25 protein-coding genes and 1 tRNA gene are annotated in these 26911 nt (G+C 65.5%); 7 read left to right on the forward strand and 19 right to left on the reverse strand.

All coding sequences use genetic code 11. The features are described from left to right. Window positions 1-54 precede the first annotated feature (54 nt). From C8C98_RS00060 to C8C98_RS00085, 6 genes are read right to left on the reverse strand one after another with little or no spacing between them, the layout of a single operon-like run. Window positions 55-1617 (reverse strand): cryptochrome/photolyase family protein, encoded by a 1563-nt coding sequence (locus C8C98_RS00060; RefSeq protein WP_121455919.1) that lies wholly within the window; start codon window positions 1615-1617, stop codon window positions 55-57. Continuing rightward, window positions 1614-2930: a DASH family cryptochrome gene (locus tag C8C98_RS00065; protein ID WP_121452644.1), complete on the reverse strand. Its 1317-nt coding sequence runs from the start codon at window positions 2928-2930 to the stop codon at window positions 1614-1616. The genes C8C98_RS00060 and C8C98_RS00065 overlap by 4 nt, the downstream gene beginning before the upstream one ends. Further along, the gene (locus C8C98_RS22215) at window positions 2927-3109 is read right to left on the reverse strand and encodes a DUF2256 domain-containing protein (protein WP_121452645.1); all 183 of its coding nucleotides are present in this window, start codon (window positions 3107-3109) and stop codon (window positions 2927-2929) included. Before C8C98_RS22215 ends, C8C98_RS00065 begins: the two co-directional genes overlap by 4 nt. Before the next feature lie 3 nt (window positions 3110-3112). Next, on the reverse strand, window positions 3113-4690 hold the full coding sequence (locus C8C98_RS00075) for a cryptochrome/deoxyribodipyrimidine photo-lyase family protein (protein ID WP_121452646.1): 1578 nt from the start codon (window positions 4688-4690) through the stop codon (window positions 3113-3115). A 43-nt stretch (window positions 4691-4733) separates the two neighbouring features. Next, window positions 4734-5771 carry an NAD(P)/FAD-dependent oxidoreductase gene (locus C8C98_RS00080; protein WP_121452647.1) on the reverse strand — a complete coding sequence of 346 codons (1038 nt, stop codon included), beginning with the start codon at window positions 5769-5771 and terminating at the stop codon, window positions 4734-4736. Then, the gene (locus C8C98_RS00085; protein WP_121452648.1) at window positions 5768-6334 is read right to left on the reverse strand and encodes a lipocalin family protein; all 567 of its coding nucleotides are present in this window, start codon (window positions 6332-6334) and stop codon (window positions 5768-5770) included. Before C8C98_RS00085 ends, C8C98_RS00080 begins: the two co-directional genes overlap by 4 nt. A gap of 125 nt (window positions 6335-6459) precedes the next feature. Between C8C98_RS00085 and C8C98_RS00090 the strand changes: the two genes are divergently transcribed. Further along, window positions 6460-6702, forward strand: coding sequence for a glutaredoxin (locus tag C8C98_RS00090; protein ID WP_121452649.1), 243 nt, complete (start codon window positions 6460-6462; stop codon window positions 6700-6702). Between the two features lie 167 nt (window positions 6703-6869). Then, entirely contained in the window at window positions 6870-7124 is a 255-nt protein-coding gene (locus tag C8C98_RS00095; protein WP_121452650.1) for a DUF2789 family protein, read from the forward strand. Window positions 7125-7153: 29 nt separating this feature from the next. Here C8C98_RS00095 and C8C98_RS00100 read toward each other — a convergent pair whose 3' ends face one another. The 12 genes from C8C98_RS00100 to C8C98_RS00160 form a co-directional block, all read right to left on the reverse strand. Further along, the gene (locus tag C8C98_RS00100) at window positions 7154-8017 is read right to left on the reverse strand and encodes an alpha/beta fold hydrolase (RefSeq protein ID WP_121452651.1); all 864 of its coding nucleotides are present in this window, start codon (window positions 8015-8017) and stop codon (window positions 7154-7156) included. 68 nt (window positions 8018-8085) lie between these two features. Next, window positions 8086-10218, reverse strand: a complete 2133-nt coding sequence (locus C8C98_RS00105) for a D-(-)-3-hydroxybutyrate oligomer hydrolase (protein WP_121452652.1) — start codon at window positions 10216-10218, stop codon at window positions 8086-8088. A gap of 88 nt (window positions 10219-10306) precedes the next feature. Continuing rightward, window positions 10307-11380 carry a branched-chain amino acid ABC transporter permease gene (locus C8C98_RS00110; RefSeq protein ID WP_121452653.1) on the reverse strand — a complete coding sequence of 358 codons (1074 nt, stop codon included), beginning with the start codon at window positions 11378-11380 and terminating at the stop codon, window positions 10307-10309. Window positions 11381-11392: 12 nt separating this feature from the next. Next, window positions 11393-12376, reverse strand: a complete 984-nt coding sequence (locus C8C98_RS00115; RefSeq protein ID WP_121455920.1) for a branched-chain amino acid ABC transporter permease — start codon at window positions 12374-12376, stop codon at window positions 11393-11395. A 103-nt stretch (window positions 12377-12479) separates the two neighbouring features. Continuing rightward, window positions 12480-13211 carry an ABC transporter ATP-binding protein gene (locus C8C98_RS00120; RefSeq protein ID WP_121452654.1) on the reverse strand — a complete coding sequence of 244 codons (732 nt, stop codon included), beginning with the start codon at window positions 13209-13211 and terminating at the stop codon, window positions 12480-12482. Continuing rightward, window positions 13208-13993, reverse strand: a complete 786-nt coding sequence (locus C8C98_RS00125) for an ABC transporter ATP-binding protein (RefSeq protein ID WP_121452655.1) — start codon at window positions 13991-13993, stop codon at window positions 13208-13210. The genes C8C98_RS00120 and C8C98_RS00125 overlap by 4 nt, the downstream gene beginning before the upstream one ends. A gap of 359 nt (window positions 13994-14352) precedes the next feature. Next, window positions 14353-15555: a substrate-binding domain-containing protein gene (locus C8C98_RS00135; RefSeq protein WP_121452656.1), complete on the reverse strand. Its 1203-nt coding sequence runs from the start codon at window positions 15553-15555 to the stop codon at window positions 14353-14355. Window positions 15556-15724: 169 nt separating this feature from the next. Then, a complete protein-coding gene (locus C8C98_RS00140; protein ID WP_121455921.1) occupies window positions 15725-17263 on the reverse strand; it encodes a sigma-54-dependent Fis family transcriptional regulator in 1539 nt (512 codons plus the stop codon). Between the two features lie 112 nt (window positions 17264-17375). Next, the gene (locus C8C98_RS00145) at window positions 17376-18137 is read right to left on the reverse strand and encodes a DUF2325 domain-containing protein (RefSeq protein WP_121452657.1); all 762 of its coding nucleotides are present in this window, start codon (window positions 18135-18137) and stop codon (window positions 17376-17378) included. Window positions 18138-18544: 407 nt separating this feature from the next. Then, on the reverse strand, window positions 18545-20059 hold the full coding sequence (locus tag C8C98_RS00150; protein WP_121452658.1) for a tripartite tricarboxylate transporter permease: 1515 nt from the start codon (window positions 20057-20059) through the stop codon (window positions 18545-18547). 12 nt (window positions 20060-20071) lie between these two features. Beyond that, a complete protein-coding gene (locus tag C8C98_RS00155; protein WP_121455922.1) occupies window positions 20072-20590 on the reverse strand; it encodes a tripartite tricarboxylate transporter TctB family protein in 519 nt (172 codons plus the stop codon). A gap of 86 nt (window positions 20591-20676) precedes the next feature. Next, window positions 20677-21633 carry a tripartite tricarboxylate transporter substrate binding protein gene (locus C8C98_RS00160; protein ID WP_121452659.1) on the reverse strand — a complete coding sequence of 319 codons (957 nt, stop codon included), beginning with the start codon at window positions 21631-21633 and terminating at the stop codon, window positions 20677-20679. 189 nt (window positions 21634-21822) lie between these two features. Between C8C98_RS00160 and C8C98_RS00165 the strand changes: the two genes are divergently transcribed. The 5 genes from C8C98_RS00165 (at window position 21823) to C8C98_RS00185 (ending at window position 26564) form a co-directional block, all read left to right on the forward strand. Continuing rightward, window positions 21823-22512 carry a response regulator transcription factor gene (locus C8C98_RS00165; RefSeq protein ID WP_099743496.1) on the forward strand — a complete coding sequence of 230 codons (690 nt, stop codon included), beginning with the start codon at window positions 21823-21825 and terminating at the stop codon, window positions 22510-22512. Window positions 22513-22543: 31 nt separating this feature from the next. After that, window positions 22544-24001, forward strand: a complete 1458-nt coding sequence (locus C8C98_RS00170) for a sensor histidine kinase (protein ID WP_121455923.1) — start codon at window positions 22544-22546, stop codon at window positions 23999-24001. Window positions 24002-24025: 24 nt separating this feature from the next. After that, a complete protein-coding gene (locus C8C98_RS00175; protein ID WP_099655939.1) occupies window positions 24026-24445 on the forward strand; it encodes an RNA-binding S4 domain-containing protein in 420 nt (139 codons plus the stop codon). Between the two features lie 147 nt (window positions 24446-24592). Continuing rightward, on the forward strand, window positions 24593-25645 hold the full coding sequence (locus C8C98_RS00180) for an extracellular solute-binding protein (protein WP_121452660.1): 1053 nt from the start codon (window positions 24593-24595) through the stop codon (window positions 25643-25645). A 160-nt stretch (window positions 25646-25805) separates the two neighbouring features. Continuing rightward, a complete protein-coding gene (locus C8C98_RS00185; RefSeq protein WP_121452661.1) occupies window positions 25806-26564 on the forward strand; it encodes a 3-hydroxyacyl-CoA dehydrogenase in 759 nt (252 codons plus the stop codon). A gap of 258 nt (window positions 26565-26822) precedes the next feature. Here the strand turns inward: C8C98_RS00185 and C8C98_RS00190 are convergent. Beyond that, window positions 26823-26899, reverse strand: a tRNA-Asp gene (locus C8C98_RS00190). Between the last annotated feature and the right edge of the window lie 12 nt (window positions 26900-26911).

Here is a 26911-nt window from a genome sequence, read left to right on the forward strand (position 1 = left end):
CGGCGGGCTCAGGGCGAACGGAGGAACGAAGGCGGAAGGCATGGTGGGTAGTGGCTACAAAGCATCCAGCCGCGTGCGCAAGCTGGCCGCATGCTCACGCAACGCATCGAGTTGCGGCCCCTGCATCTTTTGCAGCTGGCGGTACACCATACCCAGGCGGAAGTTATTGCCCAGGGTGCCCTCGTTGCGCGCAAAAAAGTCCCAGTACAGCGCGTTGTACGGGCAGGCCCGCTCACCCACTTTTTGCTTTTTGTCGTAGTGGCAGCCGCTGCAGTAGTCGCTCATGCGGTCGATGTAGGCAGCGCTGCTCACATAGGGTTTGGTGGCCAGCAGGCCGCCGTCGGCAAATTGGCTCATGCCCACGGTGTTGGGCACCTCCACCCATTCAAAGGCGTCGATGTACACGCCCAAGTACCAGCGGTGCACAGCGGCCGGGTCAAGCCCCGCCAGCAGCGCAAAGTTGCCGATGACCATGAGGCGCTGGATGTGGTGGGCATACGCATGCTCCAGCGACTGGCCCACGGCGTGCTGCATGCAGCGCATGCGGGTCTGGCCCGTCCAGAACCACTCCGGCAGCGGCGTGTTGTGGCCCAAGGCGTTGCGCTCGTCGTAGCCGGGCATGTGGGCCCAGTAGATGCCGCGCACGTATTCGCGCCAGCCGAGGATCTGGCGGACAAAGCCCTCCACCGCAGGCAGGGGCGCGGTGCCTGCGTGGTACGCAGCCTGGGCGCGTTGCACCACCTCGTGCGGGCGCAGCATTTTGGTGTTGAGCGCGAAGGACAGCAGCGAGTGGAAGAGCCGCGCGCTCTGCGTGCTCATCGCGTCTTCATACGCACCAAAGTGCGGCAGCGTGGTGGTGATGAAGTGGTCGAGCCACGCCAGCGCCTCAGCCCGGTTCAGCGGCCAGCGCAGTTGCGCAGCCTGCGGGCTGCCAAAGCTTTGCACGCCTGCAGCCTGGATGGTGGCCCACAGGGCGCTGTGGTCGTGCGTGGGGCGGGCATCGGGCGGCAATGCGGGCGTGCCGGGCCAGGGCTTGCGGTTGTCGTGGTCGAAGTTCCACTGGCCGCCTTCGGGCTCGCACGCTGCGTCGATCAGCACGCTGTGGCGCTGGCGCATGCGGCGGTAGAAATGCTCCATGAGCCACTGTTTGCGACCCTTGAACACCTCGGCCATTTCGGTGCGGGTGGTGTAGAAGTGCTCGCTGGTGACGGCCTGCACGGCAAAGGCTTGCTCGGCACCCCAGGTGCGCAGTTGCTCGTCCAGCCGCCATTCGTCGGGGTGCTGGTATTGCAGCGTCTGCGCTCCGTAGTGGGCCATGAGGGCGGCCAGGTTGTCGGGCATCGACTGGCGGTTGCTCGCGTCGTCAATCGCCACGTAGCGGACGCGGTGCCCGGCCTCGCGCAGGTGGCGGGCCAGGTCGCGCATGGCGGCGAAGATGGCGAGGATTTTTTGCGCATGGTGCAGCACGTAGTCGGTCTCTTGCCGCACTTCCATCAGCACATAGACCACGCCTTCGTCCGGCCTGGCAAACCACGAATGTTCGGGGTTGAGCTGGTCGCCCAGCAGCAGGCGCAACGTGTGGGCGCGCTGTGGGGTGGAGGGTTGTGGCGTGGTCATGCCGTGCCCCATAGGCGGCGGTAGCTGCCGTCGGCATCGTGGTCTTGCGCCTGCTTGGTGGGGTTGAAGCGGCGGCCCCCGCGCGGGTCGGTGCCGCGCCCCGCGATGTAGAGCCAGTTGGCTTGGTTGCTGTACACGTCGTAGTCCACCAGTTGCGATTCAAACCATGCCGCGCCTGCGCGCCAGTCGCCCCGCAGGTCGTAGATGAGGTAACTGGCCACCACCTGGCGCAGGCGGTTGCTCAGATACCCGGTGGCCGCGAGTTCGCGCATGGCGGCATCGACCAGCGGCTCGCCCGTCTCGCCCTGGCACCAGCGCTCAAAACCGCGCTGGTTGTGCTGGGCGAGTGGCAGTTCGGATAGGCCGCGCGCCCGGTACAGCCCCGCGCCGTATTGCAGGTGCAGCAGCCGAAAGTAGTCGCGCCACAGCAGCTCGAACCACAGCCAGTAGGTGCCATCGTTGGCTCCGTGGTTGCGCTCAAAGGCTTTCAGGTCGGCATAAATCTGGCGGGGAGACAGCGCACCCGTGGCCAGCCAAGGCGACAACTTGCTGGAGTAATCCAGCCCCGTGAGCCCATTGCGCGTGTCCTTGTAGCTGTGGGGCAGCTTGCGGGCCAGGTACTGCGCCAGGTGGGCCAGTACGGCGCCCTCGCTCCCATCGCAGCCGGGGGTGCCGTAGGGGAAGGATGAGCGGGCATCGCTGCCCTGTGGCGGTGCGGGTGGCTGGATGGCTGCAGCGCCCTGCTCCGCCCCCACCGCCTGCAGCACGGGCGCGGGCACATCAAGTGGCGGCAGCAGCTGGGCGGGTGCAGGCAAAGGCGCGGCGGGGGTAATGCCTGCGCGCTCCACCTTCTGGCGGAAGCTGGTAAACACACCGGGCAGGTCAGAGGCAGGCCAAGGCATGTCGGCCGGGTGCAGCAGGCTGCTGTGCCATACGGTACGCACTTGCAGGCCTGCCGCGCGCAGGGCCGCGATCTCGGCCTGCTCGTAGGGGGCGGCAATGTCTTCGCACACCACGGTGGTGGCGCCCACAGCCTGTGCCAGTTGCGGCAGGGCGGCGGCGGGCGGGGCTTGGCAGATGAGCAATGGGTTGCCCAATACGGTCGTCTGTTGCTGCAACCCGCGCAGCGCTGCGGCGGTGAAGGCGCGGCGGTGCGGGCCCACGCGCGCGAAGCACCAGGGCGTGCGTTCATCGGGCGCAGGCAGGCACACCACGGGCAGTAGGTGCGTGGCACCGCTGGTGAGCGCTGCATGCAGCGCGGGCTGGTCGTGCAGGCGCAGGTCGTTGCGAAACCAGAAGAGCACGGTGCTCATGCGGTGCCCTCCTCTGCCAAGCCTTGCGAAGTGCCGCCGCGCTTGCGTTCGCTGCGGCAGCGGTCGGAACAGTATTTCACCTCGTCCCACACCTTCTCCCACTTCTTGCGCCAGGTAAAGGGCAGGCCGCAGTGCAGGCAGGTCTTTTGCGGAAGGTCTTGTTTTTTGCGCATGCGCATGGTTCAAAAGTCCAGGGTTTGCTGCTGGGGGTGCTGGGCGGCGTTGCGTGCGCGGGCGCGTGCCTGGGGGCTGCCGCCATCGCGAAACTGGCGGGAGCCGTGCTTTTCCACAATCGCGGCTTTGGCCTCGCGCACGGCAGGCTGGGCGCGCAGGCCGTGCACGCGGGCTTTGGCGGTGCGGGTGGCGGAGTCCAGCTCTACCAGCGGCACGGCAATGTCGTGGCCCACGCGCACGCCGCAGCGGGCTTGCACATCGGGCGGCATGCGCCAGGGCTCCAACAGCCAGGCATCGGGCACGCGGCGCAAGGCGGGCAGCCACTGGCGCACAAAGTGGCCGTGCGGGTCGTGGTCTTGCGCCTGCTTGATGGGGTTGTAGACGCGGGTGGTGTTGATGCCCGTGGTGCCCGCCTGCATTTGCAGCTGGCTCCAGTGGATGCCGGGTTCGTAATCGAGAAACTGGCGGGCCAGCCATTCGCCCACGGGCCGCCAGTGCAGCCACAGCGGGTACGAGGCCACCGACACCAGCATGGCCCGCATGCGGAAGTTGACCCACCCCGTCTCGCGCAGCATGGCCACGCAGGCATCCACCATGGGCCAGCCGGTGCGCCCGGCCACCAGGGCATCAAAGTGAGCGGGGTTCCATTCCCCTTCGCGCAGGCCGTTGTAGCCCCGGTGCAGGTTGTGGTGCTCCAGCGCGGGCTCAGACTCCAGCTTTTGGATGAAGTGGCAATGCCAGTGCAGGCGGCTCATGAAGGCGGTGAGCCCCTTGCGCTGCCATGCGGCTCCAGGCTCGGTGCTGGCCTTGAGTTGTTGCTGGCGGCGCTGGGTGGCCTGCACCACCTCGCGCATGCCCAGGCAGCCCATAGCCAGGTAGGGCGAGAGGCGCGAGCAGGCGCTGGGCGCTGTCAGCGGCGATGAGATGCCGCCCCGGTAGCCCTGGCTGCGCTGCAGCAAAAAGTCTTGCAGCACACGCAGCCCCTCTTTGCGCCCCCCGCGCTGGCGCTGGGGCGGGTCGTGCGCGGGCAGGCCCAGCGCGGCACCGCTGGGCCAGGGCTGTGCGGGCCACGGCAGCGTGCGGGTGTGCAGGGCCTCTGGTGCGGGTCCGGGTGTAGGTGCAAGCACCACGGGCGCGTGCATGAAGGTCTGCCAGTGCCCATGCCAGTCGTCGCGCGAGCGCAGGCGGCGCACCACGCCGTGCTGCGGCCATTCGCGCCAGGCCACGCCCTGCGCGTGGCACCAGCGGCCCACGGCAAGGTCGCGGGCATAGGTGTGGGCGTTGCCCGTTTCTTCATGCGCCACCAGGGTGTGGAAAGGTGCCAGCGCGTGCAGGCGGGCCAGCACGTCCACCACCTCGCCCACGGCCACTTGCAGCGTGGCGCCCCGCCGCTGCAGGGCCTGGGCCAGGTCGTGCAGGCTTTCTTGCACAAAGTGGTAGTGCTGCAGAGCGGCATCGGGCTGGGCCCACAGGCTGGGCTCGATGACATACAGGCACAGCACCGGGCCTTGGGCGGCAGCGTGGTGCAGCGGCGCGTGGTCGTGCACGCGCAAGTCGCGTTTGAACCAGACGACGGTGTAGCCCATACCCTGCTCTGCCCTGTCCCGCTTTGGCCTCGTCAGCCCGCGATCAGCCCACCAAGGCGCGGGCCAGCGACTGACCACTGAGCCACGCGCCCTCGACCTTGCCGCCGCTGATCCAGTCGCCGCACATGCCCAGCTGGGCGTCGGCATCCCACCAGTAGCCGAGCGTGAGGGCGGGCTCGGTGTCGGCATAGCGCCAGCGATGGGCGGTGGCTTGCAGCGTGGCGGGCGCAGGGCCTCCCAGCGACTGGAACGCAGCCAGCAAGGTGTCGGTCACGCTCTCGGCAGTGTCTTCAATGTGGGCTTCGCTCCACTCGGGGCTGGCGTGCAGCAGCCAGGTTTCAGTGCCTGCGGGGGCCGTGCGACCAGGCTTGCTGCTGTCGCGCGCCACCCAGCGCAGCGGGCCGGTGTTGATAAAGGCACCGTCCCACGGCAGGCCAACCTGCGCGGCGCAGCGCACAATCACCGCCCAGCTGCCGCGCATGCGTGCGCTGGCGGCCACCGCAGCGCCCGTGGAGGCTACGGGGTGCAGCAGGGGCACGGCTTGCGGTGCTGGCACGGCCAGCAGCACGGCGCTGTAGCGCTGCGCGTGCAAGCCCTGCTCGGCCGAGGTGATGGCCCAGCCATCGGCGGTGCGCTCCAGCTTTTGCACGGTGGTTTGCCACTGCGCCAGCGCCCGGTCGCCCACCTGCTGCAGGCCCTGCACCAGCCAGCCAGCAGGCGACGTCATGCGTGGCGTGCCCACAAAGCGCTCCAGCGGGGTGGCGGGCGTGGTCCACGCGGTGCCGTCAAAGCTGGCCAGGCGAGCGTCCCACACTGCAGCGACCCCGGCCTGCTGCCAGCGGGCCACCTCGGCGCGGAACTGCGGATCGCGTGCGGTGAAGTACTGCGCGCCGTGGTCGCACTGCCAGGGGCCTGCCGCGTCCTCGGCACGGCGAGTGCTCATGCGGCCAGAGGGGCCCCGGCTTTTGTCGAACACATGCACGGTGTGCCCCGCCTGCAGCAAGGCCTGCGCGCACGACAGGCCCGCCAGGCCTGCACCGATCACGGAGATGGGCAAGGTGGAGGTTGCGGAGCGGCTCATGGTTTCGGGTCGGTGCGTTCGTGGGTCACCCAGATGAGGGCTTGGGTGTCTATGCCAAGCGCTTGTGCGCGGGCCGTGAGCTGCTCGCGCACGGCTGGCGCTAGCTGCTTGCTGCGCGACAAGATCCAGCAGTAGCTGCGATCTGGCCCCACCACCAGGGCCCACTGGTAGTCCGCATCCAGCGCGGCCACGTGGTAGCCGCCATAGAACGGGCCAAAGAACGATACCTTGAGCGAGGCCGTGTTGGCATCGCCTGTGAATTTGGCCTTGCCCTCGGCCTCGCGCCAGTCGTTCTTGGCGGTGTCAAAACCCCGGTTGAGCACGCGCACGCTGCCGTCGGCCTGGCGCTGGTAGGTGGCAGACACGTCGGTCATTCCACGCTCAAACGAATGGTCTAGCCGCGCGGCCTCGTACCAGCGCCCCTCATAGCGGGCTAAGTCAAACGGCGTGACGGGGGTGATGCCCTCGGGAGGCTGGGTGGATGAGCACCCCGCCAACACGGCAACAGTGCCCAGCGCAGCAACCAGGACTGCGCGCCGAAGTAAAAGGGTGGGTGCGGTCATAAAAACCAATCAGTCACAAAACAAACCAAATGGTATACCCAATCCATAGCAACTGACCCCCAAGGGCCACCGGGCACTGACAGCGTGCCGGGTGCCAGCACAGGCCAGCACCTAAAATCGAACCCATGACCCTCAAGATCACTGTCTACTCCAAGTCCGCCTGCCCCCAGTGCGAATCGGCCAAGAGCCTGCTGAAGGCGCGCTCGCTGCCCTACGAAGAAATCAAGATCGACGACGAAGCCGAGCGCCTGGCCTTCTACGACAAGTGCGGCCCGGCCGTGCGACAAATGCCCCAGGTGTTCATCAACGATCAGCGCGTAGGCGGGCTGACGGGGCTGCAGGCCGCGCTCAAGCAACTGGGGCTTTGACCCAGGCGGCGGCCTGCACGCTGGGCGCCCACTGCCAAGTGCTGCAGAGTCCTACAAGGCACGCCATTCGGGCCGTGTTCGAATGAGAGGCACACCCAAGCGCAGGCCATTGCCCCCACGGGGCAGATGCCCGCCCTTGGCAACGTCCACCGACCGAAGGAGCCCCCATGGAATCCGGAATCCACACCCTTTCCGATCTGTTTGCCCAGTTGGGTCTGCCCTCTGACGAAGCGTCCATCACCCACTTTATTGCGACACACCGCCCGAATGCGGCCCAGTGCAGCCTGCCCGATGTCGCGGTATGGAGCCCGGCCCAGGCCAAGTTTCTGCGGGAAGCGATTGCGGCCGATGCCGACTGGGCCATCGTGGCGGAGCAACTGGGCCAGGCCCTGGCTTGTAGCCGGGGTATTCAAAAGGCCTGACACCCCCAGTTAACGTGGGGCAACGGCGCTCAGCCGCGCGCTAAAAACCCATCCACCAGTGCATAGTGCTCCGGCACATTCAGCGCAGGGGCGTGCCCGCAGCCGGGCACCTCCACCACCTGCAGCAGCCCCTTGGCGCCGGGGCCACGGCGGTGCATTTCTTCGATGGTTTCGGGCAGCACCAAGTCTGAATCGGCGCCGCGCAGGCACAGCACGGGAATGTTCAGCCGGTCATAGTGATCCCAGATCAGGTAATCATTTTCGTGGTGCGTGAACTGCTGCACCATGGCCGGGTCGTAGTGCGGCGTCACGCGCCCATCGGGCAGGCGGCGGGTTGATGTTTCGGTCAACCGCCGCCACTGCGCATCGCTGAGCCAGCCGTAGGGCTGATACACCTGACGAAAGAATGCCTCCAGCTCGGCCACCGTATCAAACGCAGGCGGTTGCCCCGCATAGGCCTTAATGCGCTCCAGTGCGGCATCGGCCAGGCGCGGGGCGTTGTCGTTGAGCAGCAGGCTGGCAATGCGCCCCCGCAAGCTGGGCTCAAATACCCCTGCAGCGCACACCGTGCCAATAGCGCCGCCCATCGAGGTGCCTACCCAGTGCGCACGCTCAATGCCCAGTTGATCGAACAGGTCGGCAGCGATGCGGGCATAGAACGCCAGGCGGTATTCGTGCAGCGGCTGGCGGCTCCACTGGCTCAGGCCCCGGCCGATGGTGTCTGGGCAAATGACGCGGTAGCGGTCTGCCAGATGCGCAGCCAGGTCGTCCATATCGCGCCCGGTGCGCGCTAGGCCATGCCATGCGATCACCACCGGGGCGTCGGGCTGGCCCCATTCGGTGTAGTGGATTTCGTAACCAGCGCAGGTGGCGTAGCGGGAGATGGGAGACATGGTGATGGCCTGTGAAACGGGACAAACTGCCAGGCAAAGCCCTGATGGGCCTTGCCTAGCATGGGCGCCTAGTCGGGGATGGCGATGGACCCCGCAGTGATGGCAATGGCATCGCCCACAAGCGGTGTGGCCGCCATAGGGGGCAGGTTGGCGGTGGTGATGGCCGGGGCGCTGCCGGGCGTGCCGCCGCGTGGCACGGTGCGCACCACTTGGCTGGCGGGCAGTGTTTTGCCGCTCGCCAAGTGGTCGTACATAGCGTCCAGAGCGCGGTTCAAATACACATGCAGGGGCACATAGCGCGTGTCGTAGCCGGGCAGCACGGAGGGCAAACCGATGAAGCTGTCGAAGTGCTGGGCGTTGGTTACCTCCACATAGCGCAGCTTGCTCGCGCTGCCTTCCACCTTGCGGTTGAGGGCTGCGTAGGGCCGGGAGGTGTGGCTGACGGGCAGCAGCGCATCAGCGCGGCCGTGCACGATGATGGCGGGCTTGCCGCGCAGGTTGCCATTGCGGCGGGTTTCGTCCACCCCGGCTTGCAGTTTTTGCGCGGCGGCATCGGTGCCGGTGACCAGGTTGCGCAGGCACAGCGCACCGGCGGTGTTCCAGTCGGCCAGGCCGCTGGCAGACACCGACAAAAAGTCGCGCCCTGCCCCCAACTTGCCGTTGTTGTTGATGAGTTGTACCCCGCTGGAAGGCGGCACCCCATTGCCCGTGGCAAACATGCCCGCCAGCGCCGCAGGCGCCATCGGCCCCACGGCGCCAGTGGATGTGGTGGCGGCATAGCTGTAGCCGCAGAGGTGGTCCTTCACGCTGGCGCGAGAGAGTGCATTGGCAAAGGTGACCGCCACAGCCGGGGCCACTTCAAACGCAGCCAGGGATGCGTGCAAGTCGCTCGATTCGGCCTCCCACCCATAGTCGCGCAGCTTTTGCAGCGCCTGCTCTGCCTGCGCGGCGGGGGTGCTGCCCGTGAGCAAGCCCGCTGCGACCAAGGCGGAGCAGCGGTTGGGCGCAATGGGCAGGGCACTGGCCGCAAAGCCCGCGCCAAAGGCAACTGCGTAGGGCGAGCTGCTGATGGAAGGCGCCAGCGCCGCGCAGGGCTGGTAGAGGTTGGCATAGGTGGTGAAGTCCACCAGCGTCTTGCCAGTCACGGCCACGGCGGTGCTGCCGCGCTGCACCGTCACGCCAGGGTTGGCGGGCAATTCCACGGCGGGCTCAGACACCGCCACGCCACTGATCAGGCCCTGGGTGTCTTGCTCTGCCGCCGCAATGGCGGCGCCGCCGCCGTTGGAGATGCTGGACGCGATGACGATGGTGTTGGAGGGGTTCAGCGTCTTGAGACGCTGGCCGTTGTCCAGCGTGCCAAAGCGTTCGTTCAGCACATAGTAGGCAAACTCCACCGCCTGCAGTGTGCTGCGGCCCCAGTCTTTCTCGGGGTTCTGGCCCGAGTGGGCGTGTTTGAAGGCAAAGCGGTTGGGCGTGGCTGCATTGAAAGCGGCCAGTTCGCTGGCCGAGAGGCCTGCGTTGAACGCGGCGTTCTTGCCTGCCGCCGTGGCCGTGGCACGGGTGCCATTGATCAGCGGCACAGTGTCGTTTTGCAGGTCGTGCGGGGCAGCGCCTGTGCCCTTGTCTGAGTAGGCCACGGCGCAGCCGCGCTTGAGGCCCCACTCGCCCGTGCTGAGGCCGCCATACACCCCGCGCGAGCCCGATGCCGTGGCCGTGATGACGCACGGTTTTTGCGGGTTGAAGCTGGCAGGCACCTGCACCATGAGGGTGACGTTCTGCCGCCCGCTGCCATCGTCGGCAAAGGCGATGTATTCGGTGCCTGCCACCTTGCCCTCGCTGGCGGTGATGTTGCCCTGCGCATCGACGTTGGGGCCATACAGGCTGCCATAACCACCTGCCGCTGTCATGTCGAGCAAGGCGCGGTAGTTGGTGTGGATGGTGGTGCGGCGCAGCTCGGCCGCCGTGGGCTTGAGGGGGTCGGCATACGCCGGGGCGGCCGCTGCGGCCAGGCCGGTTTTACCCAGGCCGGCGGTAAGCAGGTCGTCGGTGGTGCCGTCGTAAGCCGTGGCCTGGATGGGCCCCAGGTACGCAGGCTTGGTGTTGGGGATGGCGTTGCTGCCATCTCCCCCACCGCCGCCGCAGGCGGCCAACACAGCAGCGGCCACGGCCGCAGGCAGGAACGGGCGAACACAGGTTTTCATGCGCTTGTCTCCAGGTTTGGTTTTTGTTGCACGACCATCACACCGATTCAAGAAGTCATGGAGCCGCGAAGTCAGAAACTCCGCACCCTCATCCCGGCCTGTGCGCCGCCGCAGCGCGCAAGCGCCCCACCACGCCGGTGGGGAAGTAATAGACCGACAGCACAAACAGCACGCCCAGCCACAACAGCCAACGGTCGGGCGACAGCAAGGCGGCCAGCCAGGGCAGGCTGGTTGCGGCCTCGCTGCCCAGGCGCAGCAGGTCTTGCAGATAGCTTTGCGCCACCAAAAACAGCACGGCGCCAATGGCCGAGCCGTAGATGGTGCCCATGCCGCCGATGACGACGATGAGCAGGCAGTCCATCATGATTTCGAAGCTGAGCGAGGTGTCTGGCCCGTTGTAGCGCAGCCAAAGCGCCAGCATGCAGCCCGCCAACGTGGCAAACAGGGCCGACAACACGCTGGACGTGGTGCGGTACACCACCACGCGGTAGCCAATGGCCTCGGCGCGGAACTCGTTCTCGCGGATGGCCTGCAGCACGCGGCCAAAGGGCGAGTTGACGATGCGCAGCAATGCCAGCACCAGCACCACCGCCGTGACGAACAGCAGGTAGTAGCAAATCAACCGCCCATCAATGGCCACGCCCAGGAAGGGATCGTCAAACGGCTCGAAGCTGGGTGACAGCACCTCGGGCACCTTGAAGGTGAGGCCGTCTTCACCGCCGGTGATGTCCGACAGCTGCGAGGCCAGCGTCTGGAACGCCGCCGCCACGGCCAAGGTGATCATGGCAAAAAAGATGGCCCGCACGCGCAGCGAGAACAGGCCCACCGCCAGCGACAAGAGCAGCGACAGCAGCAACGCCCCGCCCACCCCCACCAGCAGGGCCGACCACGTGGGCCCCATGCGCGTGGTGGCCACGGAAATGCCATAGGCCCCAATGCCAAAGAACATGGTGTGCGCAAAGCTGACGATGCCGGTGTAGCCCAGCAGCAAGTCAAAGCTGGCCACCAGCACCACAAACACCAGCACCTTGGCCGCCACGTTCAGCGCCTTGACGCCAGGAAACAGAAACGGCGCCAACGCCAGGCCCAGCAGCACGGCCAGCAAGATGGCTGCGAGCAGCTTGCTGCGGGGATAGTCACCAGAGAGAAGTCGGTTCAACATGCTTGCGGCTCCTCAACGGTTCGTGACGGGGTACACGCCTTGGGGGCGCCACAGCAGGATGGCGACCATGAGCGCGATGTTGGAAAACAGCGCCACCTTGGGGGCCAGAAAGCCGGTGTAGTTGGCCATGAGGCCCACCAGCAGCGCGCCAATCAGCGCCCCGCCCGTGCTGCCCAAGCCGCCGATGATGATGACGATGAAGATCAGCACGTTGACCTGCGCGCCCATCTGCGGCACCACGCTTTGCTGGTACAGGCCCCACATCACGCCGCCCAGCCCCGCCAGGGCCGAGCCCACCACAAACACCGCCACAAACAGGCGGCGAATGCGGTAGCCCAGGCTTTCGACCATCTCGCGGTCTTGCACACCGGCGCGGATGAGCAGGCCGACTTTGGTGCGCGACAGCGTCCAGGCCAGCACGCCAAACACCACCAGGCCCACGGCCACGGCGACGAGGCGGTATTTCTCGATGGCGGCATCGCCCAGCAGCAGCGAGCCGCGCATGCCGCCCGGCAGCGGCAGCGGGATTTGCTGCGGGCCCCAGATGACCTTGATGAGTTCCTCGCCAATGATCATGCCGCCCATGGTGATGAGGATCTGCTTGAGGTGCTGGCCGTACACGGGCCGCACGATGAAGCGCTCAAACGCCAGGCCCACCGCGCCCGCCACCGCCATGGCCACCAGCATGGCGGGCAGCACTGCCACCATGTTGCGCCACAGCTGGTCAGAGCCCGTCCAGTCGCCCATTGCGCCCAGCACGCTGGTAGCCACAAAGGCCCCCAGCGCAATGAACACACCGTGGCCAAAGTTGAGCACGTCCATCAGCCCAAACACGAGTGTGAGGCCCGACGCGATGATGAAGATGATCATGCCCATGGCCAGCCCCGCCACCGTGAGCGTGAGCCAGGTGCTGGGCGAGCCCACCAGCGGCAGCGTGATGAGCGCCAGCAGCGGCACCAGCGCCAGGGGCTTCCAGTCGAAGTCGCTGGCAGTCATGCGGGCGGTCATGCGTGGCCTCCTACGGGGTCATGATTTACTTCTTTTTTGATAGCTGCCTGCGCTTGATATATATGCGCTGGAGTCCGATTTGACTTGTATTTCATAGCGACAGCCCCAGCAGCGACTGCTGCAATGCCTCGTCCGCCGCCAGCGCGGCCATGCTGCCGGCGTGCACCACGCGGCCGTTGTCCATCACGGCGACGTTGTCGCCCAGGCGTTTGGCAAAGTGGATGTTTTGCTCAACCAGCAAGATGGTCACTCCGCTCTTTTTGAGCTGGTCGAACGCCTCGATCATGTTGTTGATGATGGCGGGGGCCAGGCCCTTGCTGGGTTCGTCCACGATGAGCAGGTCACGCGGCTCGATGATGGCGCGGGCCACGGCCACCATCTGCTTTTGCCCGCCGCTGAGCTTGCCTGCCGGGTGGTTCCAGAACTTCTCCACGGCCGGGAACAGCCGGAAGATCCATTGCAGCCGGGCCGCGTCCATCTGCGCTGCGTTGCTGGCCTTGCGTGCGGCCAGCAGCAGGTTTTCCTTCACCGTCAGGTCGGCAAAGATGCCCATGTTCTCGGGCACATAGGCAATGTTCAGCCCCGCAATCTGCGGTGTGTGCAGGCGGGTGATGTCGCGCCCGTTGAAGTGGATGCTGCCCTGCGAGGCCTGCCACAGGCCCATGATGGTGCGCAGCGTGGTCGTCTTGCCCGCGCCGTTGCGGCCCAGCAGCATGGTGAGCTGGCCCTTGGGGATGGCGAGATCGACGCCGTGCAGGATGTGGTACGCCCCGATGTGCGTGTGAACGCCTTTGAGCTCCAGGAGGTTGGCGGTGCTGCTCATGCGGCCTCCCTCTGTTCTATGGGCTCATCTTTGGAGACGCCCAGGTACGCCTCCTGCACCACCGGCGATGCGATCACCTCGGCGGGTGCGCCATCGGCCACCAGCGTGCCGTTGGTCAGCACAATGATGCGGTCGGCCAGCTCGCGCACCACGTCCATCTTGTGCTCCACCAGCAGGATGATCTTGGTCTTGTCTTTTTTGAGTTCGCGGATCAGGTTCAAGATCACCGGGGCCTCGTCGTGGCTCATGCCTGCGGTGGGCTCGTCAAACATGTAGACCTGCGGCTCCAGCGCCATGAGCAAGGCCACTTCCAGCTTGCGCTGGTCGCCATGCGGCAAGCTGGCCACGGGGGTGTCACGCCGCTCGAACAGGGCCACGGTGTGCAAGATGGATTCGGCCCGCTCGGTGAGCTGGCGGTGGTCGCTCCAGATGCTCCACAGGTTGAGCCCCCGGCGGTGCGGGCCACCCTGCGTGGCCTGCACCGCCAGGCGCACGTTCTCCAGCACGCTCAGGTTGGGGAACAGATTGGTGAGCTGAAACGCCCGGCCCAGCCCCGCACGGGTGCGGGCCGAGGGGCTGAGCGCTGTCAGGTCTTGCCCGCCCAGCTGCGCGCTGCCCGCACTGGCCTTGAGCTGGCCCGAGATGAGGTTGAAATACGTCGTCTTGCCCGCGCCATTGGGGCCCACGATGGCGGTGAGCGTGCCCGGCGCAAAGGCACAGGTCACACCATTGACCGCCACATGGCCGCCAAAGCGGATGGTCAGGTTGTGGGTTGCAAGCATGGAGGCAATGGGTTGATGGCTGGGGCTGGAGACCGGTCCGAGCCGCCCACACCCGCGCGCCCTGCATCGCCCCAGACACTGCGCACCCGCAGTGCCCCGGCTTCGACAGGCTCAGCCCGAACGGTTGGAGGAATGGCCATGGACAGAAAATTCAGAGTCAAAACAGCCCCCAGCGCTTATTGAATAAGCGCAAGCAGCTATCAAATTCGCAGCAACCGGGCGCGATGGCTGCACTTGGCACGGCCCATGTCAGCGGCCACCGCGCAAGGGCCGCCCCGCCGCGCTGGTGGCGTCCCCCTTCCCGCTTCGCGCAGCGAAACGAGAGAAGGGGGAAGCGGCAAAGCCGCTCAGGGGGATGCTCACCTCTTGTTCCGGATGGGAACGTTCATCTCTTCCGGCTTGATCTCGCGCACCAGCTCGGGCACGCCCCAGGCAAAGGCCGGGTCCACCTTGATCTTGAAGTGGTACATGCTCTGCAGGGCCTGGTGGTCTTCCTTGCGGAAGGTCATCTTGCCCTTGGGCGTGTCAAAGCTCATGCCTTCCATGGTCTTGATGAGCTTGTTGGTATTGGTCTCGCCGTTGGTGGCCTTGAGGGCGGTGACCAGCGCCATGGCCGAGGTGAAGCCCCCGGCGGTGAAGAAGTCTGGCGGGGCCTTGAACTGCTTGTAGTGGGCCGCAACCAGCGCCTCGTTCACGGGGTTCTTGGGGATGCCGAAGTAGTAGTACGTGGCCCCTTCCATGCCAGGGAAGGCCTTGTAGCTGGCCATGGCGGGCAGGATGTTGCCGCCCGTGGCCACGTCAATGCCAAAGCGCTTGGACAGCTCTTGCGCGGCCAGCGCGGCATAGGGCGGCGTGCCCCCGGCCCAGATCACCATCACCACCTTGCGACCAGGCTGGTCCTTGAGCTTGTCGACCACGCGCTGGATGCCTGCGGTGAAGTCGGTGGTGTTTTGTGGCAGGTATTCCTCGTGCACCAGCTTGGCGTTCTTAATGGCTTCCTTGAAGGCCTTCACGCCGTCACGCCCAAAGGCGTAGTCTTGCGCCAGGGTGACGATGGTGGTGCCCGCCTTGTCAACCGCCACAGCGTTGCTGATGGCGTCCTGGCTGCTGTTGCGGCCGGTGCGGAAGATGTACTTGTTCCACTTGTCGCCGGTGATGGCGTCAGCCACAGCGGGCTCTACCAGCAAGATCTTTTTGTATTCCTCGGCCACGGGCAGCAGCGCCAGCGCCACGCCGCTGGAGGTGGGGCCTACGGCAATGTCGGCCTTGTCGTCGGAATAGGCCGAGGCCAGCAGGCTCTTGCCCAGGTCAGGCTTGCCCTGGTCGTCTTTCTCGATCACCACCAGTTTCTTGCCGCCCACCTGCATGGTGCCGCCGGTGGCGTAGTCCAGACCCATCAGCAGGCCGGTCTGCGTCTGCTTGCCATAGGCCTCCAGCGGGCCGGTTTTGCTGTAGATGTGGGCGATGCGGATTTCGCCCGACTGGGCCCAGGCGGGGGTGGCCAGGCTGGCAGCGAGAACGGTAACGGTGGCGGCAGCAGTGACCAGGGTGCGGCGTTGCATGGCGGTTGTCTCCTGTGGTTATGCAGGCTGTAGTGCACATGGCGTGCCAGCGAGCGCGGATTGCACAGGGGCGCGCAAGTGGTTGATTTGATTGGGTGCCACACCAGAGTGGCCACGATCATTTCACCCATATGGTCAATTTCCAGACAAATCAACGACTGAAATTCAGTCAACTGTCTGTTTTTAGATCAGGGTTTTCCAGACGTTCATACAGCGTGGCCCGTGAGATGCCCAGCTGCCGTGCGGTGGCCAATTTGTTGCCGCCGTTGGCCTTGAGCGTGGCGGCAATGGCGCGGCGCTCCAGCTCTTCCACCTGCTCGGCCAGGGGGCGCAGGTAGCGGGCATCGCCGTCGGATTCCAGCGCGGTGGCGCTGCTCAGCTCGGCCACGGGCGCCGGGGCGGCGGGCTCCACACCCGCCTCGCGCAGGACGCGGGCCAGTTGGGCGGCGTCGATGATGCTGGAGTCGCTGCGCATCACCGCCTGCTCCAGCACGTTGCGCAGCTCGCGGATGTTGCCGCGCCAGGGCTGGCCCGCCAGCAGGGCCAGGGCGTCGGGCTGCAGCTCGGGTGGCGGTGTGCCATTGCGCAGGGCCAGGTCTTCGCCCAAGGCCTCAACCAGCGCGGGGATGTCGCTGCGCCGCACGCGCAAGGGCGGCACGCGCACGGGCAGCACATGCAGGCGATAGAACAGGTCTTCGCGGAACCTGCCCTCGCGCACCAGCGCGGCCAAATCGCGCGAGGTGGCGGCGAGGATGCGCACATTGAAGGGCACGAGCTTGTTGCTGCCCAGCGGCTCGATCTCGCCCTCTTGCAGCGCCCGCAGCAGCTTGGCCTGCAGGCTTTGCGGCATGTCGCCAATTTCGTCGAGGAACAGCGTGCCGCCATCGGCCAGCTTGAACTTGCCGTCGCGCCCCTTGCGGTCGGCACCGGTGTAGGCGCCGGGGGCCACGCCAAAGAATTCGGCTTCGAGCAGCGTGTCGGGCACGGCGGCGATGTTGACGCTGACAAAGGGGCCGCTGGCGCGGCTCGATGCGGCATGGATGGCGTGGGCCAGCAGCTCTTTGCCCGTGCCCGTCTCGCCCAGCAGCAGCACCGGGCTGCTGGACTGCGCCGCACGCCGTGCCTGGCGCTTGACCTCGGCGGCGGCAGGGCTCGATCCAATGAAGCTGGCGAAGGTGTACTTGGCGCGGCGCTGCCCGTCGCCCAAGCCCGACCCCACCAAGGTGCGGCGGCGCTGGCTGGCCAGCTCGCGCCGGGCGTCGTCCAGGTCGCGCTGCAGCAGCGCAAACTTGCTGATGAGGGGCTGCAACGTGGTCTCGGGGTGGTCAAACAGCACGATGCCGATGGCACCGATCACGCGGTCGGCCTCGTCGCGCAGCGGAATGCGGCTGACCACAAAAGTGCCCGCATGGTTGGTGAGCAAATCCACCAGCACGGGCTGGCCGGTGGCCAGCACGCGGTGCATCTGGGTGTTGGGGATCACGTCCTCCACCATGCGGCCCACAAACTGGTCGACGGACGAAAACCCCAGGTCGGGCAGAAAGCGCAGGTAGCCCTCGTTGATCCACACGATGCGCCCGCTCAGGTCAATGAGCAGCATGCCCTGGCTGACGCTGGAAAACAGCTGGAACATGGAGCGCGCGGCCAGCTCCAGAATGCCTTGGGCATCGAGCGGCAGTGCCGGGGTGTCGTCTTTGAACGGGGGCATGGGGCGATGGTAGCGCGGGGCCCGTGGGCCATTGCCCTGCTGCACATGGGGTCGCCAAGCGCTACTAAAAATATAGCTACCAGCGCTTTATGAATAATCGCTGGGGGCCTTTTTACTTATGAACCCGTTCACAGACCTCGGCATGGATGGCATGGGCATCGAGGGTGGTTTGCAGCGCTGCGTGCGCCCCCATGGGCAGGTCGCCGGGCCGCTCCCATCCCGGCACGCCGCGCACAGCCCGCAGGCCCTGGGCCATGCGCAGCACCACCACAGGTTGCTGCAGCACATGCACACCAGGCGTCGGGCTGGCCTGGTCCACCAAAATGCAGGGCTTGCCTGTGCGGCGGCAATGGTCTTGCACGCGCCAGTATTCGTCGTGGCTGATGCAGCCGGTCTGGCAGATCACCAGGTCTGCGGCGGCCAGGCTTTCGTCCAGATCAGGCTGCGCGAGCGCGGCGCTGTGGCTTGCTTGGGGCTGGCCTGCATGGGTGGCGGCCGCTGCCGGGTTCGCCACAGGCGCATCGGCCAACAAGCCAGCCCCCTCCCCCCCGCCGGCCCCCACCACGGCGTGCAAGCGCCAGCGCAAACATTCGCGCGAGAGCATGGCCACCCGCTCGGCCAGCATGCGGATGTGCCGCGCCATCTCTTTGCGCCGGGGCAATCCGGGTGGCTGGGCCTGCCGGGCTTCTTCCAGCGCTGCGCGGGCTTGCTCCAGCCGGGTGTCGCGCACGATGACGGCCGCGCGCAACCGCACCACTTCGCGCTGCAGCCGCTCCAGCTCGGCAGCCTGCGCGGCCATGGCGGCGCTGCAACGGGTCTGCGCTTCGCCCAATTGGCGGCACAGGGCCAGAAACTCTTGCGATAGTGAGTGCATGCGCCATCCTTGCAAATAAGAACGATTCGCATTTTAGAGTACAATCTGCGGCGTGAAAGCAAGTACCTGGTGGGAGGGCATCGGGGGACCACCCCCCGATGCCTGCTTGCGAAGCCAGCGTGATGGGGGGTGGGTGGCCCGGTTCTCCTCCCACCCCGCAGCACCTTGGCTGTGCCTTGCCAATCCACACTGGGGTCAGTGCAACACCTGCCCGTTTCGCGGCTTTGCCGCGTGCACACATCGCAGGCTATCGCCCTGCCCTCCAACGGCCCGCACCCGCACTGCGACCACGCTCTTACCCCCAACCCCCTTTTGTCAGCGCCCATGAAAAAAGGGTGTGCAGACATTGCTGCACACCCTCTGGGTCACCCATCCGCAGCACGTGTGCAGCGGCGGCGGGAAGAAGGTCAGCCTGCGCTGGCCTCTACCGCCTGGATCTTTTTGGCCGCCCAGCGGCGCAGCAGACGCGGCACGATCAGCACGGCCAGCACGATGACGATCAGGGTGAGCGAGCCTGGGCGCTCCAGGAAAATCGTCCACTTGCCTTCGCCGATCGACACGGCGTTGCGCATCTGCGCCTCGGCCAAGGGGCCCAGGATCATGCCGACCACCACCGGCGCAGCCGGGAAGTCGTAGCGGCGCATCACCACGCCCAAGAGGCCAATCGCATACAGCAGCACCAGGTCGAAAGCGCTTTGGCGCATGCCATACACGCCCAGCGTGGAGAAGACCAGAATGCCCGCGTACAGGTACGACTTGGGAATGTTCAGCAGCTTGACCCACAGGCCCACCAGGGGCAGATTCAAGATCAGCAGCATCACGTTGCCGATGTACATCGACGCAATCAGCGCCCACACCAGCGCACCATTGGTATCAAACAGTTGCGGGCCGGGCTGGATGCCGTAGTTCTGGAACGCACCCAGCAAGATGGCCGTGGTGTTGGACGTGGGGATGCCCAGCGTGAGCAGCGGAATCAGCGTGGCGGTGATGGCCGCGTTGTTGGCCGCCTCGGGGCCCGCCACGCCTTCGATGGCGCCGGTGGTGCCAAACTCTTCCTTGTGCTTGCTCAGCTTCTTTTCAGCGGCGTAGCTCAGGAAGGTAGGTATCTCGCTGCCGCCCGCGGGCACGGTGCCAAACGGGAACCCGATGAACGTGGCACGAATCCAGGCAGGCCAGGAGCGCTTCCACTCTTCCTTGGTCATGTGGGTGCTGGTCAGGCGGTTCTGGGTCTCATCCGCCTTGCCTTCGTACATCACGTTGTACAGGGCTTCGCCCACGGCAAACAGGCCCACGGCAATCAGCACCACCTCGATGCCGTCCATCAACTCGGGCACGCCACCGGTGTAGCGGGCTTGGCCGGTGATCTGGTCGATGCCGATCAGGCCCATGGCCAAACCGACAAACAGTGCCACCATGCCACGCAGCGTGCTCTTGCCCAGCACCGCGCTCACGGTGGTGAAGGCCAGCACCATCAGCATGAAGTACTCTGGCGGACCCAGTCGCACCGCGTACTCAGCCACCAGCGGCGCAAAAAACGTGACCAGGATGGTGGCGATGGTGCCCGCCACAAACGAGCCAATGGCCGCCGTGGCCAGCGCGGCGCCGGCGCGGCCATGCTTGGCCATCTTGTTGCCTTCCATGGCGGTGACCATGGAGCCCGCCTCACCCGGCGTGTTCAGCAAGATAGAGGTGGTGGAGCCACCGTACATCGCACCGTAGTAGATGCCGCCAAAGAAGATCATGGAGGCCGTGGCCTCGACCTTGACGGTGATGGGCAGCAGCATGGCCACCGCTACTGCGGGGCCAATGCCTGGCAACACGCCCACGGCGGTGCCAATGATGCAGCCCACAAAGGCCCACAGCAGGTTGATGGGGGTTGCAGCGGTGATGAACCCCTGCATCAAGAGATTGAGCGTATCCATAGCGTGCGGGCTTTACAGCCACCCCGTGTTGGTGAGGCCAGGCAGGTTGATGGCCAGCAATTGCGTAAACATCCAGTACACCGGCGCCGCTACGGCGAAGCCAATGGCCGAGTCCTTGATCCAGGCCTGCAGGCGCAGGTCCAGCTCGCCTTCAGAGCTTTTGAAGCCCCGCACCGACAGCACAAAGCACAGCGCGCAGCTCAGGATGAAGCCGAGGGTGGTGATGAGCAGCGCATTGAGCAGCAAACCGGCAGACACCCAGATGAAGCCCTTCCAGTGCGCGCGCTCGTCGCCCGAGCCGTCTTCCAGCGCGCGAAAGCCGCCGGTCTGCGCGTGCACCACGCACAGCACCCCGCAGATCAACAGCACGATGGCCACCACCCACGGGAAGAAGTTCGGCCCCACGCCACCGTAGCCCGCCTCTGAGCTGACAGAACTGGCCCCCCAGGCCAGCAACCCCGCCAGCGCCACAATGCCTACGCCAATGAGGGTCTGTAGCGGCTTGGAGCGCGATGAATGTTGTTGTGTCATGATTTTTTCTTTCGCACCAACTGGCACAGCGGCGCTGCGCCCACCCCATCAGGGCAGACGCAAAGCCGCTGCAGCCCTACCTCGCTTTAGATCATTCCGGACTTGGCCATCGTGGCGCGCAGGCTGGCAAATTCAGCGTCCACGAAGTTGGAGAACTCGTCGCCCGCCAGCCATGCAGGGGTCCAGCCGTTCTTGTCCATGGCGTCTTGCCAGGCCTTGTGCTTGAAGGTTTTGGCCAGGGCATCGATCAAAGCCTTGCGCTGCTCGGCCGTGATGCCAGGGGCGCCATACACGCCGCGCCAGTTGCCGATGTCCACGTTGATGCCTTGCTCCTTGAGCGTAGGCACATTGACGCCCTTGAGGCGGGTGGCCGATGTGACGCCCACAGCGCGCATCTTGCCGGCCGTGATGTACTCGGCAAACTCGCTGTAGCCGCTGCCGCCGATGGTGACGTTGCCACCCAGGATGGCGGCCGTTGCCTCGCCACCCCCACGGAAGGCCACGTAGTTGATCTTGGCAGGGTCCACACCCACTTCACGCGCAATCATGGCGGCGGCGATGTGCTCGGTGGAGCCACGCGAGCCACCGCCCCACTTCACGCTACCGGGGTCTTTCTTGAGCTGCTCGACCACGTCCTTCATGGTCTTGAAAGGCGAATTGGCGGGCAGCACGAACACGTTGTATTCGCTGGTCAGGCGCGCCAGGGGGGTGACCTTGTCCAGGCCCACGGGCGGCTTGCCGGTGATGATGCCGCCCAGCATCACAGCACCCATCACCATCAGGGCGTTCGGGTCGCCCTTGCTGGAGTTGACGAACTGCGCCAGACCGATGGCGCCCGCAGCGCCGCCCTTGTTGTCATACGAGACCGAGGAAGCAGCGCTCGCCTCTTGCATGGACTTGCCCAGGGCACGGCCTGTAGTGTCCCAGCCGCCACCAGGGTTGGCGGGGATCATCATTTTCAAAGCGGCAGTCTGCGCCGACACTGGCAGGCTGCCAGCGGCGGCCAGGGCGGCCAAAGACTTGAGGAAGGTATCGCGACGCATCGGTGTCTCCTGGAACGGTTGGCGAATCTGTCGATGATGCGTGCTCTGCCTGTCAAAAGGCTGTCTGCGAACTCAGGGAAAACACCCATACGGCGATGGCCTGCCGCGCCCCAGCCTGGGTGTCGCAATCCGGCATTTCCCCTTGAAAACTCTGGAAACCACGGCCCAGTCGGTGCTATGGTGCCGCGCATGCAATTGCTCCTTGTAGAAGACGACCCCACCATGCAGACCACCTTGCAGCGGGCGCTGACGCGCCGTGGCATGGAGGTGGCAGCTGTGGGCGACGGCAAAGCCGCTCTCACCCAATGGGTGGGCCGGGTGCCGGACGCCGTGATCCTGGACCTGACGCTGCCCGGCCTGGACGGGCTGCAAGTGCTGCAACGCGCCCGCGCCCTGGGCCTGCGCACACCGGTGCTGATCCTCACCGCCCGGGGTACCGTGGGCGACCGCGTCATGGGCCTCAATGCCGGGGCGGATGACTACCTGCCCAAACCCTTTGACCTGGATGAGCTGGAGGCCCGCCTGCGCGCCCTGGTGCGGCGCAGCGCCGACCCAGGCGCCACCCCGGTGGGCAGCAACACCACGCAAATCGGCGCCATACGCTATGACAAGGACAGCGGTGCGCTGTACCTGAATGGCGAGGTGATGGAGCTGACCCCGCGCGAGCTGGCCCTGATGCACGCCCTGCTGGCCCAGCCGGGCCATGCCGTGACCAAGGAGCGGTTGTATGAGCTGGTGTTCCCGGGCCAGTTGGATGTGCAGTACGAAGCCATCGAAGTGGTGGTGTACCGTCTGCGCAAAAAACTGGCGGGCACGGGGCTGACGCTGATGACGCTGCGCGGGCTGGGCTATTTGCTGCGCACCGATGCACAAGCCTGAGAAGGCAAGAGAAGCAAAGAAAGCGCCCTGCATGACCGAGCCGCTGCAAGCCACCCACTCGCTGCGCCGCAGGCTGCTGCTGGGCATATTGCTGCCGGTGGTGGCGTTCATCAGCTTCAACACCTACAGTCTCTACCACCAGACGCTGGCCTCGCTGAACACCGCTTACGACCGCACTCTGCTGGCATCGGCCAAAAGCATCAGCGAACAGCTGGATGTGGAGGGCTTTGACGACGACGCCCACATCCGGGCCATCGTTCCCTACTCTGCGCTGGAGGCGTTTGAGGCAGACAATCAAAGCCACATGTTCTACCGCGTCTCCACCCAAAGCGGCGAGGTGATCTCAGGCTTTGACGACCTGCCCGAGTGGCGCGGCAAGATCCCGCTGAAGCCGCCCTACGCGGCGCTGGTGGATTTTTACGACGATGTCTTTCGCAACCAACCCGTGCGGGTGGCCGTGCTGCTGCAGCCCGTGGCCAGCGCAGAGGGGCGCGGCATGGCAGTGATCCAGGTGGCCGAGACGCTGGAGGTGCGCGAGACGTTGGCGCTGCAGATTCTGTGGAAGACCCTGTTGCGGCAGGCCTTGCTGATTGCAGTGATCGCCTTCACCGTACTGTGGGTCGTGCAACGCGCCACACGCCCCGTGCGGCACCTGAGCCTGCAACTGCAGGCCCGTGGCGAAGGTGACCTGAGCCCCATCGCCGCGCCCACAGCCCCGCGCGAACTGCAGCCCCTGATTGCCGCCACCAACCAGGTCATGCAGCGGCTGCGCCACCTGCTGCGCCACCAAAAGCGGTTTGTGCGCGATGCATCGCACCAACTGCGCACCCCTTTGGCCGTGCTCAAAACCCAGGTGCAATCGGCCCTGCGGGGCGACATGCCTGCCGAGCAGGCCCTGCATGAAATCAGCGACACCGTGGACCGCGCCACCCAACTGGCCAACCAGATGCTGGCCCTGGCCAAGGTGGAGCAACTGCGCCAGCAAAGCGAGCCGCCCATCACCCGGCTGGACGAGGTGCTGCGCACCGTAGCGCTGGAGATCTCGCCCCTGATCGCACAACGCGACCTGGACTTTGGCATTCAAACCGAGGCCGCACCCGTGCGCGCCCATGAGTGGATGCTGCGCGAGCTGACCCGCAACCTGCTGCACAACGCGGTGCGCCACGCGCCGCCCGGCAGCGAGTTGACGGTGGACCTGCGCAGCGACGCACACCACACCGCGCTCACCATCAGCGACCACGGCCCAGGGATTGAGCCGGAGCTGGCGGCGCGGCTCTTTCAGCCATTTTCTGCAGGCGATGTGCGCAGCGGCAGTGGCCTGGGCCTGGCCATTTGCCAGGAGATCGTGCAGGCGCTGGAAGGCAGCATTGCGCTGACCAATCGCGAACAGGGAACACGGGTGCTGGGGCTGGACGCCGTGGTGCGCCTGCCGCTCGCGCGGCCGCAGCCTGACGCGGGCCACCCCACCATCCCCCAAGACGGCGAATAAGGCAACGCGGCACAATCCACCCCCATGAATGTGACCGAAACGATGCGCCTGGACAAATGGCTTTGGTGCGCGCGCTTTTACAAAACCCGCAGCCTGGCGACCGAAGAAATCAGCAAAGGCCGCGTGACCGTGAACGGCCAGCAGGCCAAGCCCGCGCGCGACCTGCGCTGCGGCGACACCGTGGCTTTGCGCCAAGGCCCCGTGGCCCGCACGGTGCTGGTGCGGGCCCTCAGCGGTGCCCGTGGCCCCGCCCCTGTGGCCCAGTTGCTGTACGAGGAGACGGTGGAAAGCATTGCGGCCCGCGAGCAGGCGGCAGAACAAAGGCGCTTGGCTCCCGAGCCCGCAGCCACCCTGCAAGACGGGCGCCCCACCAAACGCGATCGGCGCAACATCGAGCGTGCCCAGGACTGGGGCAGCCGCTGGAGCGCGTCCATCGACGAGTGAGCGCCCAGCCTCACGCAGATCAAAACAGCTGCAGCGTCTAAGAACCTGTTCTAAGCCGCCTGACACCCTCGCGCCACACGGGTTTTATTAAGAATAATTCGCGTTTGTTTTATCATCCTGGGGTCATAACCCCGAAAGAAGCATTCCATGTCGAAGACCGTGAAAGCCTTGCTGACCGCCTGCGCACTGGCCGCCACTGCGGGCGCCGCATTGGCCCAAGAACAAGTGGTGAACCTCTATTCCGCACGCCACTACTCGACCGACGAGGCCCTGTACACCGGCTTCACCAAGGCCACTGGCATCAAAATCAACCGTGTGGACGCTGACGATGCAGGCATCCTGGCGCGCCTGAAGGCCGAAGGCACAGCCTCGCCAGCCGACGTCATCCTGCTGGTGGACGCTGCGCGCCTGTACAAGGGCGAAGTGGACGGTCTGTTCCAACCGATCCAGTCCAAGTTGCTCAACGATGCGATTCCCGCCAACCTGCGCAGCGCGCCTGCAGCCGACGGCGGCATTTCTTGGTTTGGCCTGTCGACCCGCGCGCGCGTGATCGTCTACAACAAGGTCAAGGTGCAAAAGACCGATGTGGACACCTACGAGTCTCTGGGTGACCCCAAGAACAAGGGCAAGCTGTGCATTCGCTCGGGCTCGCACCCTTACAACCTGAGCCTGTTCGGCGCCGTCACGGAGCACATGGGCGAGCAAAAGGCCGAAGCCTGGCTCAAGGGCATGGTGGCCAATCTGGCACGCCCTCCCAAGGGCGGCGACACCGACCAGATCAAGGCCGTGGCCGCTGGTGAGTGCGATATCGGCGTGACCAACACCTACTACCTGGCGCGCATGATGCGCTCCAACAAGCCCGAGGACGTGGCCGTGGTCAACAAGGTGGGGGTCGTGTTCCCCAACCAATCCTCCTGGGGCACCCACATGAACATCGCTGGCGGCGCCGTGGCCCGTTACTCCAAGAACCAAGCTAACGCCGTCAAGTTCCTGGAATACCTGGCCAGCCCAGAAGCCCAGAACTACTTTGCGAACGGCAACAACGAGTGGCCTACCGTCAAGGGCGTGACGCTGGACAACCCCGCCCTCAAGGCCATGACCGGTGGCGCGCCGTTCAAGAGCGAAACCATCCCGATCAGCGCCGTGGGTGCGAACGTGACCAAGGTTCAACAGATGCTGGACCGCGTCGGCTTCCAGTGATCTGAGGGCCTCCTTCCAGTCCTACCAGCCCGGCTCTGCCGGGCTTTTTTGTGCCCGCAAGCCCAATGCAAGCACCAAAGACAGAGAGTTTTGGGGTTTGAGAATGCGCCTGAAGGATAATTGACGTTTACGTTAACGTAATTCACAAAGGAGATGGCTCATGGAGATTAAAGGCAAAGTATTCATCGTGACCGGCGGCGCTTCGGGACTGGGTGAAGGCACGGCACGCATGCTGGCGCTGCGCGGCGGCACCGTGGTGATTGCGGACATGCAGGCGGACAAAGGCGAGGCTGTGGCGCGAGACATTGGTGGCACCTTCATGCGCTGCGATGTCAGCAGCGAAGCCGACGGCCAGGCCGTGGTGGATAAAGCCGTGTCCTTGGGCAAGCTGATGGGGCTGGTCAACTGCGCCGGCATTGCCCCCGCCGAGAAAACCGTGGGCAAAAATGGGGCGCACTCGCTGGCCTTGTTCAGCAAGACCATCACGGTGAATTTGCTGGGCAGCTTCAACATGATCCGGCTGGCCGCCCAGGCCATGTCCCAAAACACCCCCGAAGTGACTGGCGAGCGCGGCGTGATGATCTCCACAGCCAGCGTGGCGGCGTACGACGGACAAATTGGCCAAGCCGCCTACTCCGCATCCAAAGGCGGCATCGTCGGCATGACCCTGCCCATCGCCCGCGACTTGGCGCGCAACGGCATACGCAACATGACCATCGCCCCTGGCATCTTTGGCACCCCCATGCTGTTCGGCATGCCCCAAGAAGTGCAGGATGCGCTGGCCGCAGGCGTACCCTTCCCCAGCCGCCTGGGCACCCCGGAAGACTACGCCAAACTCGCCTTGCACATCTTTGAAAACGACATGCTCAACGGCGAGGTGATACGCCTGGATGGCGCCATTCGCCTAGCGCCCCGTTAATCGCTACATTTTTCATAGCTTGTAGCGCTTACCCGTAAGGCGCTGCAAGCCTTTTGAAGTAAAAATCAGAGAGATGCCACCAGACCGGAGGGCAATCCACCCAACTGCAGCTGCCACAGGGCAGCCAGCATCAAGCCATAGGCCAGGGTATCTGAGGATGCGGAAAGCCAGGGAAATGCTTCAAGCAGGCATCAGATCTACCCTCGACAGAGCCAAAAAAGAAAAACGCCGCAATGGAACCATTGCGGCGTTTTATTTTGGCGGAGTGGACGGGACTCGAACCCGCGACCCCCGGCGTGACAGGCCGGTATTCTAACCAACTGAACTACCACTCCTGGTAGATAGCT

Source organism: Acidovorax sp. 106 (genome assembly GCF_003663825.1).
Lineage (GTDB): Bacteria > Pseudomonadota > Gammaproteobacteria > Burkholderiales > Burkholderiaceae_C > Acidovorax.

Excerpts from the sequence above, each read along its gene's own strand:
- C8C98_RS00060 (WP_121455919.1), bottom strand. The coding sequence starts at position 1,617 with ATGACCACGCCACAACCCTCCACCCCACAGCGCGCCCACACGTTGCGC.
- C8C98_RS00065 (WP_121452644.1), bottom strand. The coding sequence starts at position 2,930 with ATGAGCACCGTGCTCTTCTGGTTTCGCAACGACCTGCGCCTGCACGAC.
- C8C98_RS22215 (WP_121452645.1), bottom strand. The coding sequence starts at position 3,109 with ATGCGCATGCGCAAAAAACAAGACCTTCCGCAAAAGACCTGCCTGCAC.
- C8C98_RS00075 (WP_121452646.1), bottom strand. The coding sequence starts at position 4,690 with ATGGGCTACACCGTCGTCTGGTTCAAACGCGACTTGCGCGTGCACGAC.
- C8C98_RS00080 (WP_121452647.1), bottom strand. The coding sequence starts at position 5,771 with ATGAGCCGCTCCGCAACCTCCACCTTGCCCATCTCCGTGATCGGTGCA.
- C8C98_RS00085 (WP_121452648.1), bottom strand. The coding sequence starts at position 6,334 with ATGACCGCACCCACCCTTTTACTTCGGCGCGCAGTCCTGGTTGCTGCG.
- C8C98_RS00090 (WP_121452649.1), top strand. The coding sequence starts at position 6,460 with ATGACCCTCAAGATCACTGTCTACTCCAAGTCCGCCTGCCCCCAGTGC.
- C8C98_RS00095 (WP_121452650.1), top strand. The coding sequence starts at position 6,870 with ATGGAATCCGGAATCCACACCCTTTCCGATCTGTTTGCCCAGTTGGGT.
- C8C98_RS00100 (WP_121452651.1), bottom strand. The coding sequence starts at position 8,017 with ATGTCTCCCATCTCCCGCTACGCCACCTGCGCTGGTTACGAAATCCAC.
- C8C98_RS00105 (WP_121452652.1), bottom strand. The coding sequence starts at position 10,218 with ATGAAAACCTGTGTTCGCCCGTTCCTGCCTGCGGCCGTGGCCGCTGCT.
- C8C98_RS00110 (WP_121452653.1), bottom strand. The coding sequence starts at position 11,380 with ATGTTGAACCGACTTCTCTCTGGTGACTATCCCCGCAGCAAGCTGCTC.
- C8C98_RS00115 (WP_121455920.1), bottom strand. The coding sequence starts at position 12,376 with ATGACTGCCAGCGACTTCGACTGGAAGCCCCTGGCGCTGGTGCCGCTG.
- C8C98_RS00120 (WP_121452654.1), bottom strand. The coding sequence starts at position 13,211 with ATGAGCAGCACCGCCAACCTCCTGGAGCTCAAAGGCGTTCACACGCAC.
- C8C98_RS00125 (WP_121452655.1), bottom strand. The coding sequence starts at position 13,993 with ATGCTTGCAACCCACAACCTGACCATCCGCTTTGGCGGCCATGTGGCG.
- C8C98_RS00135 (WP_121452656.1), bottom strand. The coding sequence starts at position 15,555 with ATGCAACGCCGCACCCTGGTCACTGCTGCCGCCACCGTTACCGTTCTC.
- C8C98_RS00140 (WP_121455921.1), bottom strand. The coding sequence starts at position 17,263 with ATGCCCCCGTTCAAAGACGACACCCCGGCACTGCCGCTCGATGCCCAA.
- C8C98_RS00145 (WP_121452657.1), bottom strand. The coding sequence starts at position 18,137 with ATGCACTCACTATCGCAAGAGTTTCTGGCCCTGTGCCGCCAATTGGGC.
- C8C98_RS00150 (WP_121452658.1), bottom strand. The coding sequence starts at position 20,059 with ATGGATACGCTCAATCTCTTGATGCAGGGGTTCATCACCGCTGCAACC.
- C8C98_RS00155 (WP_121455922.1), bottom strand. The coding sequence starts at position 20,590 with ATGACACAACAACATTCATCGCGCTCCAAGCCGCTACAGACCCTCATT.
- C8C98_RS00160 (WP_121452659.1), bottom strand. The coding sequence starts at position 21,633 with ATGCGTCGCGATACCTTCCTCAAGTCTTTGGCCGCCCTGGCCGCCGCT.
- C8C98_RS00165 (WP_099743496.1), top strand. The coding sequence starts at position 21,823 with ATGCAATTGCTCCTTGTAGAAGACGACCCCACCATGCAGACCACCTTG.
- C8C98_RS00170 (WP_121455923.1), top strand. The coding sequence starts at position 22,544 with ATGACCGAGCCGCTGCAAGCCACCCACTCGCTGCGCCGCAGGCTGCTG.
- C8C98_RS00175 (WP_099655939.1), top strand. The coding sequence starts at position 24,026 with ATGAATGTGACCGAAACGATGCGCCTGGACAAATGGCTTTGGTGCGCG.
- C8C98_RS00180 (WP_121452660.1), top strand. The coding sequence starts at position 24,593 with ATGTCGAAGACCGTGAAAGCCTTGCTGACCGCCTGCGCACTGGCCGCC.
- C8C98_RS00185 (WP_121452661.1), top strand. The coding sequence starts at position 25,806 with ATGGAGATTAAAGGCAAAGTATTCATCGTGACCGGCGGCGCTTCGGGA.